This window comes from Siminovitchia jepli (assembly GCF_047228825.1).
GTDB lineage: Bacteria > Bacillota > Bacilli > Bacillales > Bacillaceae_C > Siminovitchia.
The window spans coordinates 22,800-30,558 of record NZ_JBFEGN010000048.1 but is presented as its reverse complement, the minus strand read 5'-3'; the positions used below and the strand labels follow the sequence as shown (position 1 = coordinate 30,558).

The following is a 7,759-nucleotide window of genomic DNA, read 5'->3' as shown; positions in this document are numbered from 1 at the left end:
CCATGGCATGGAGTACAAATTATCGGATATCCTCTAAACAAAAAAGGACCGGGCCGCTTTTTGCCCGGTTTTTCTTATTTTCTTGAAAAAAACCTCTTTTTACGCTATATTCATTATGGAAAAAAATAATTGGAGGACCGTTTATGTCAAATAGATTCGCGGTAATATTGGCTGCGGGGCAAGGAACAAGGATGAAATCCAATCTTTATAAGGTACTCCATCCAGTTTGTGGAAAACCAATGGTTGAACATGTTGTCGACAATATATCCAAGCTTCAGGTTAACGAGATTGTCACAGTAGTAGGATTCGGAGCGGAAATCGTCAGGCAGCATTTGGGTGGAAAAAGCAGTTTCGTCATTCAGGAAGAGCAGCTTGGCACAGCCCATGCAGTTATGCAGGCCAAAGAAGCCTTGGGAGATCAAAAAGGGACAACCCTCGTCATTTGCGGGGATACTCCGCTTATTACATCCGAGACGATGTCGGCGTTGATTAAGCAGCATGAAGAAACAGGCGCCAAAGCAACCATTTTAACGGCTATTGCAGAAAATCCAAACGGCTACGGGCGGATTATCCGCAATTCGGACGGCGCGGTCGAACGGATTATCGAACATAAAGACGCGAATGAAGAAGAGCTTTGCATTCATGAGATTAATGCCGGGACATACTGCTTCGACAATGAAACTTTGTTTGAGGCGCTTGAAAATGTGACCAATGAAAATACCCAAGGTGAATATTATCTTCCGGACGTCATTGCGATATTAACGGCGAAAAATGAACTGGTCACCGCTTTCCAAACGGATGATTTCGAGGAAACCCTTGGAGTAAATGACCGTGTGGCTCTTTCAGAAGCAGAGCGGATCATGAGGAAACGCATTAACGAGGGACATATGCGAAACGGAGTTACATTGATTGATCCGGCCAATACTTATATTGATCAAGACGTGATGATCGGCCAAGATACGGTTATTTTCCCTGGATCATGCATTTCTGGAAAGACAATGATAGGGGAAGGCTGCGAGATCGGTCCGAATACCGAAATTAGCAATTGTGAAATATCTCACAATACAAAGATATGCCAATCTGCTGTTTACGACAGTGTGATCGGCGCGAACGTAAAAATTGGTCCATTTGCACATATCCGGCCCGAAACGACCATTGATGATGAGGCAAAAATAGGCAATTTTGTGGAGATTAAAAAATCAAAATTCGGAAAAGGCAGCAAAGCATCGCACTTGAGTTATATCGGGGATGCCGACATCGGAAAGGATGTCAACATTGGCTGTGGATCCATTACGGTTAATTATGACGGCCAAAACAAACATTTGACGAAGATTGAAGACAGTGTGTTTGTTGGCTGCAATTCCAATCTAGTAGCTCCGGTAACGATTCAAAAGGGCTCGTATATTGCTGCGGGTTCAACCATTACGGATGATGTTCCAAAGGATGCTTTGGCGATTGCGCGGGCCCGGCAAGTGAATAAAGAAAATTATGCCAAAAAATTAAATTCGACAAATTAATGGAGGCTCCTCATGTCTAATGAATATCTTGACTCGACTTTAAAAATTTTTTCGTTAAACGCAAACCGCATTCTTTCCGAGGAAATCGCCAAAGCAATCGGGGTAGAGCTTGGCAAATGTACTGTCAGCCAATTCAGTGACGGAGAAATCTCAATCAATATTGAAGAAAGTATCCGCGGCTGCGATGTATACGTCATCCAGTCCACAAACGATCCGGTGAACAAACATTTGATGGAATTGCTGATCATGACAGATGCATTAAAGCGTGCTTCGGCCAAAACCATCAACCTTGTCATGCCTTATTACGGGTATGCCCGCCAAGACCGCAAAGCGCGGGCCCGTGAGCCGATCACGGCAAAACTTGTCGCAAACTTGATCGAAACGGCCGGTGCCACCAGGGTAATTACTCTTGACCTTCACGCCCCGCAAATTCAAGGCTTTTTCGATATTCCAATCGACCACTTAATGGGTGTTCCGATTTTGGCCGATTATTTTAAAAGCAAACATAATTTGGTGGACGACGGACTCGTTATCGTTTCCCCGGATCATGGAGGCGTAACGCGGGCAAGAAGATTGGCTGACCGCCTGAAAGCGCCGATCGCCATTATCGATAAACGCCGCCCCCGTCCCAACGTGGCGGAAGTCATGAATATTGTCGGTAATGTAGAAGGAAAAACCGCGATTTTGATTGACGACATCATTGATACCGCCGGGACGATTACATTGGCAGTCAATGCATTGGTGGAAGCAGGCGCCAAGGAAGTTTACGCTTGCTGTACACATCCGGTTTTATCCGGGCCGGCGATTGAGAGGATTCAAAATTCCAGTCTGAAAGAACTCGTTGTGACCAACACGATTCCCCTTCCGGTAGAAAAGAAAATCGACAAAATCAAGGAGCTGTCCGTTGCACCTTTGATTGCTGAAGCCATTGTCCGCGTTCATGAAAACAAGTCTGTCAGCACATTGTTTGATTGATCGTAAAAAAATACAAAAATAGAGGTTTAAGACTTTGTATGATAAGGTATAGATAAGGATAGTGAACTTTTCATTATTACTTTTTGCAGGGGAAGGTGCATATGGTTAACGTATTGAAGGCAAAAGAAAGGTCAAGCAAACGCCGTTCCCGGCTCAGGGAGCTGCGTGAGCAGGGAGGCATTCCGGCTGTCGTGTATGGTTATAGGATTGAGAATACGCCGATCGTAATCGATATGGGCGATTTCATGAGAACGATGCGCGAAGTTGGCCGGAACGGGGTGATCAATCTTGAGTTGGAAGGTAAAAAACTCAATGTGATCCTGCATGAATATCAAGAGGATCCAATCAGGAAAGAAGTGGTCCATGCCGACTTTTTGGCCGTTGATATGTCACAGGAGATTGAAGCGAGCGTCCGCGTAGAATTGTCGGAAGATGCAGAAGGCGTCAGGGACGGAGGCGTTCTCCAGCAAATTATGCACGAGATGGCCGTTACGGCAAAACCGGATGAAATTCCGGAAGTAATCCAGGTCGATATTTCCCATCTCGGTGTCGGAGAAACGATTTCTGTCGGCGAAATTCGCGGAAATTACTCCATTACCATCAATCATGAAGATGCCGAACCGATTGCAACAATATTGGCACCTAGAACTGAAGAAGAAAATGCGGAAGAAGCAGGAGAAACTGCCGCGTCTCCTGAAACGGAAGATACAACCGGCACACAAGAATAAAAATGGATTCAAAAGGGCGCAGCCAACACGGTTGCGCTTTTTCCCCGCTTGTTCAACAGGTTTGGGAAAAGAGCGATTGGGGGTGGGGCAGTGAAATTAATGGTCGGTTTGGGAAACCCTGGTTTGCGGTATGAAAAAACGAGACACAATATCGGGTTTGAAGTGATAGATGAACTGGCGAAAAGATTTGGCGCCAGCTTACACTCATCCAAATTTAACGGCTTGTACGCGACGATACATCAAGATGGCGAAAAAACCTTATTGGTAAAGCCGCTCACCTATATGAACCTTTCAGGTGAATGTATCAGGCCCATGATGGATTACTATCGGATTCCGGCAGAAAATCTCCTGGTTATATATGATGACCTGGATTTGCCTGTTGGAAAAATCAGACTTCGCCAAAAAGGTTCTGCAGGTGGACATAACGGGATGAAATCAACGATTCAACATCTTGGAACGACCGAATTTAACCGTATTCGGGTCGGAATTGACCGCCCGCCGGAAGGGATGTCCGTTCCTGATTATGTACTGGGGAAATTCCCGGAAGAGGAATGGGCTGTGATGCAATCCGTGATTCAAACGTGTGCAGATGCCTGCGAAGAATGGCTGAAAAAGCCATTTCCGGAAGTCATGAACTGTTTTAACTCCAATGGATGAATAAGTACAGGCCTCGGCGTTTATACTATAAAGTACATTTACAAAGCCGAGGAGAGAATTTTATGCCTATTTCTTATTTTTGTCGTCACTGTTCGGCGAAATTAGGTACAATAGAAGATGTTTCAGTTCATTCCGATCAATTGGGATTGCATAAATTAACGGAAGAAGAAAGACAAGAAATGGTGATATATAAACCGGATGGAGATATTCATATTAAAGCCATTTGCGAGGACTGCCATGAGGCGCTGTCCCGCAACCCCGACCTGCACCAATATGATTATCTGATCCATTAGATCGTACAATGAGGGTGGCTGATTTTGCCCCCATTTCTTGAAAAGAGGAGAAAGACATGCATGGTCTACGAGATATAATATTACAGCAGAGCGAGCTGCAATCTGTCGTTACTGGAATAAGGGAAGGCTTGCGTGAACAGCTTGTTGCGGGTTTATCGGGCTCGGTAAGATCACTTTTTACGGCAGCGATAGCGGAACATGCAAACAAGTCCGTCATCATTGTCACCCATAATTTGCTGCAGGCGCAAAAGCTTTACGAGGATCTTTCCCAATTAATAGATGAAGATCGGTTATTTCTTTACCCTGCAAATGAGCTGATTGCTTCCGAGCTGGGCGTAGCCAGCCCGGAGCTGAGGGCTCAACGGATCGAGGCGCTGAATTATATGGTGTCTGGACAACAGGGTGTTTTTGTCGTTCCAATGGCAGGGTTGAAAAAAGTGCTCCCTCCGCCAAGTTTATGGAAAAACTGGCAGATGCATTTTAAAGAAGGATCTGAATTAAACCTGGAGGACATTTTGGAACGGTTGGTCCAAATGGGGTATAACCGGACTGAAATGGTAAGCGCTCCCGGGGAATTCAGCCTGCGCGGAGGAATATTGGACATTTATCCTTTGACGGAAGCTGATCCGATTCGCATCGAATTGTTTGATATAGAAATAGATTCCATTCGGACTTTTTCGGTCGATGACCAGCGTTCAAAAGAAAAATTGACTGGAGTAACGATCGGTCCTGCAACCGAGTCACCTGTCGAACCCAAGCATCTGTTTCAAGCTGCAGACCGTCTGGAAGAGAGCTTATCCCGATCATTGGAAAAATTAAAAAAGGATGCCGTAAAGGAATTGCTTGTTCAACATGTGAAGGCCGACATTGAATTGCTGCGAAACGGCCAAAAGCCTGAACAATTTTTTAAATACCTCCAACTTGCCTATGAACCAGGAGCAAGTTTATTAGACTATGTTTCTTATAATGGCCTGATTGTTTTTGATGAATTAAGCCGAATCCAGGAAATGAACGAACGTCTCGAACATGAAGAGACTGAATGGTTTACGGCCCTTCTTGAACACGGGGAGATTCCCCATGACATTGCCATCGCCCATTCGTTGAATAAATTGCTTGCGGAAACAGATCTTCCGCGTGTTTATTTGTCATTGTTTTTAAAGCATATTCCAAATACAAATCCTCAAAACATTGCAAATGTTTCGTGCAAGCTCATGCAAAACTTTCATGGACAGATGCACTTGCTTGTTTCCGAAGTGGAACGTTGGAGAAAAAACAACATGAATGTACTGTTTTTGGCACCGGACCGGGAACGCAGCGTAAAATTGGAGTCGGTATTGCAGGATTATGGAGTCGAAGCCCAAGTCGCGGGTAATCCAGAAAGCTTTTCCGGCATTCAGATCATCGAAGGGACGCTGAATACGGGCTTTGAACTTCCTGCCCTGAAACTTGCTGTGGTGACAGAACAGGAAATATTCAATAAAAAGACACGAAAAGCCCGGCGCAGGCAAAAGCTTTCCAACGCCGAACGGATCAAGAGCTATTCAGAGCTGAACCCTGGTGATTATGTCGTACATGTAAATCACGGGATCGGCAAGTACGTGGGGATCGAAACATTGTTGATCAACGGGGTGCATAAAGATTATTTGCACATCACTTACAAAGGCAATGACAACCTGTACGTTCCGGTCGACCAAATCGACTTGGTGCAAAAATACGTTTCAGCTGAAGGCAAAGAACCAAAAATGTACAAGCTGGGCGGCAGTGATTGGAAGAGGGTCAAGAAAAAAGTAGAATCATCCGTTAAGGATATAGCGGACGATCTAATCAAATTGTACGCCGAGCGTGAAGCGGCGAAAGGGTATGCATTTTCTCCCGACAGCGATATGCAGCGGGAGTTTGAGATGTCTTTTCCTTATCAGGAGACGGAAGACCAGCTTCGTTCGATTGCTGAAATTAAACGCGACATGGAGCGGGAACGCCCGATGGACCGCCTGTTGTGCGGGGATGTCGGCTACGGAAAAACAGAGGTGGCCATCCGGGCTGCATTTAAAGCCATTATGGACGGCAAACAGGTAGCTTTCCTCGTTCCCACAACCATTTTGGCCCAGCAGCACTATGAGACGATTAAGGAACGATTTAATGGCTATCCGATCAATATTGGCATCATGAGCCGTTTCCGTACAAAAAAGCAGCTTTCCGAAACGGTGAAAGGATTAAAGAATGGTACGGTTGACCTTGTCATCGGCACCCACAGGCTATTATCCAAAGATGTACAATTTGCCGACCTGGGCCTTCTGATCGTGGATGAGGAGCAGCGCTTTGGCGTAACACATAAAGAAAAAATAAAAAAGCTAAAAACAAATGTGGATGTATTGACGTTAACCGCGACCCCCATTCCCCGGACATTGCATATGTCGATGCTTGGGGTTCGCGATTTGTCCGTCATTGAAACGCCGCCGGAAAACCGTTTTCCGGTCCAAACGTATGTAATGGAGTATAATGGCGTTTTTGTCAAAGAAGCGATTGAACGGGAGCTGGCACGCGGCGGACAAGTTTATTATCTTTATAATCGGGTTGAAGATATTGAAAGAAAAACGGAGGAAATTTCCCTGCTTGTTCCGGATGCACGCGTTGCCTACGCACATGGCCAAATGGCGGAAACGGAACTTGAAGCTGTCATATTGAGTTTTCTTGACGGTGAATTTGATGTGCTTGTGACGACGACCATCATAGAGACAGGGGTCGATATCCCGAGTGTAAATACATTGATTGTTCACGATGCCGATCGGATGGGCCTGTCCCAGCTTTATCAGTTGAGGGGACGTGTCGGCCGATCAAACCGGGTGGCGTATGCATACTTTACTTATCGAAAAGACAAGGTACTTACAGAAGCGGCGGAAAAAAGACTGCAGGCCATTAAGGAGTTTACCGAGCTTGGATCGGGCTTTAAAATCGCCATGAGAGACTTGTCCATCCGGGGTGCGGGAAATCTGCTCGGGGCCCAGCAGCATGGCTTTATTGATTCCGTCGGCTTTGACCTGTACTCGCAAATGCTGAAAGAAGCAATTGAAGAGCGAAAAGGCACATTAACAGAGAATACTCCGCCTCCATTTGAAGTGGAACTTGAATTGGATGCTTATATCCCGGATAAGTATATTGCCGATGGGCAGCAAAAAATAGAAATGTATAAGCGGTTTAGAAACATTGAGACAATGGAAGAACTTGAAGAGCTGCGCGAGGAAATGATTGACCGCTTCGGTGAATACCCCAATCAGGTGGAATTTCTGTATAAAGTTGCTGAATTGAAAGTGTATGCCCGGAAAATCAAACTGGAATCCATTAAACAGTCCAAAACGGAAGTGGCCATTTACTTTTCGGAAGAAGGAACAGGTGAAGTGGATGGCAGGCGCGTTCTCCAGGTAACGACCAAATATGGAAGAAATATTGGTCTCGGCATGGAAGGACCCCGCCTTAAAATCACGATCCAAACGGCCCGGATGGAAACGGAAGAATGGTTTGCCGCCGCCCTTGAAATGGTTAAGGAACTGGCGGAAGCGAAAAAAGTTCCCCAGCCCCGATGAAATAGCCT

At 45.6% G+C, this 7,759-nt stretch carries 6 protein-coding genes; all 6 read left to right on the top strand.

Annotated features, from left to right (window positions below):
- Positions 1-143 precede the first annotated feature (143 nt).
- Positions 144-1,517, top strand: a complete 1,374-nt coding sequence (glmU, locus tag AB1L08_RS14800) for a bifunctional UDP-N-acetylglucosamine diphosphorylase/glucosamine-1-phosphate N-acetyltransferase GlmU (RefSeq protein WP_413065439.1) — start codon at positions 144-146, stop codon at positions 1,515-1,517.
- A 12-nt stretch (positions 1,518-1,529) separates the two neighbouring features.
- Entirely contained in the window at positions 1,530-2,492 is a 963-nt protein-coding gene (locus tag AB1L08_RS14795; RefSeq protein ID WP_413065438.1) for a ribose-phosphate diphosphokinase, read from the top strand.
- 101 nt (positions 2,493-2,593) lie between these two features.
- The gene (locus AB1L08_RS14790) at positions 2,594-3,220 is read left to right on the top strand and encodes a 50S ribosomal protein L25/general stress protein Ctc (protein ID WP_413065437.1); all 627 of its coding nucleotides are present in this window, start codon (positions 2,594-2,596) and stop codon (positions 3,218-3,220) included.
- 90 nt (positions 3,221-3,310) lie between these two features.
- Positions 3,311-3,877, top strand: a complete 567-nt coding sequence (pth, locus tag AB1L08_RS14785; RefSeq protein ID WP_413065436.1) for an aminoacyl-tRNA hydrolase — start codon at positions 3,311-3,313, stop codon at positions 3,875-3,877.
- A 62-nt stretch (positions 3,878-3,939) separates the two neighbouring features.
- Positions 3,940-4,170: an anti-sigma-F factor Fin gene (gene fin, locus AB1L08_RS14780; RefSeq protein ID WP_413065435.1), complete on the top strand. Its 231-nt coding sequence runs from the start codon at positions 3,940-3,942 to the stop codon at positions 4,168-4,170.
- A gap of 56 nt (positions 4,171-4,226) precedes the next feature.
- On the top strand, positions 4,227-7,751 hold the full coding sequence (gene mfd / locus AB1L08_RS14775; protein ID WP_413065434.1) for a transcription-repair coupling factor: 3,525 nt from the start codon (positions 4,227-4,229) through the stop codon (positions 7,749-7,751).
- Positions 7,752-7,759: the final 8 nt, after the last annotated feature.

Excerpts from the sequence above, each read along its gene's own strand:
- mfd (WP_413065434.1), top strand. The coding sequence starts at position 4,227 with ATGCATGGTCTACGAGATATAATATTACAGCAGAGCGAGCTGCAATCT.
- AB1L08_RS14790 (WP_413065437.1), top strand. The coding sequence starts at position 2,594 with ATGGTTAACGTATTGAAGGCAAAAGAAAGGTCAAGCAAACGCCGTTCC.
- fin (WP_413065435.1), top strand. The coding sequence starts at position 3,940 with ATGCCTATTTCTTATTTTTGTCGTCACTGTTCGGCGAAATTAGGTACA.
- glmU (WP_413065439.1), top strand. The coding sequence starts at position 144 with ATGTCAAATAGATTCGCGGTAATATTGGCTGCGGGGCAAGGAACAAGG.
- AB1L08_RS14795 (WP_413065438.1), top strand. The coding sequence starts at position 1,530 with ATGTCTAATGAATATCTTGACTCGACTTTAAAAATTTTTTCGTTAAAC.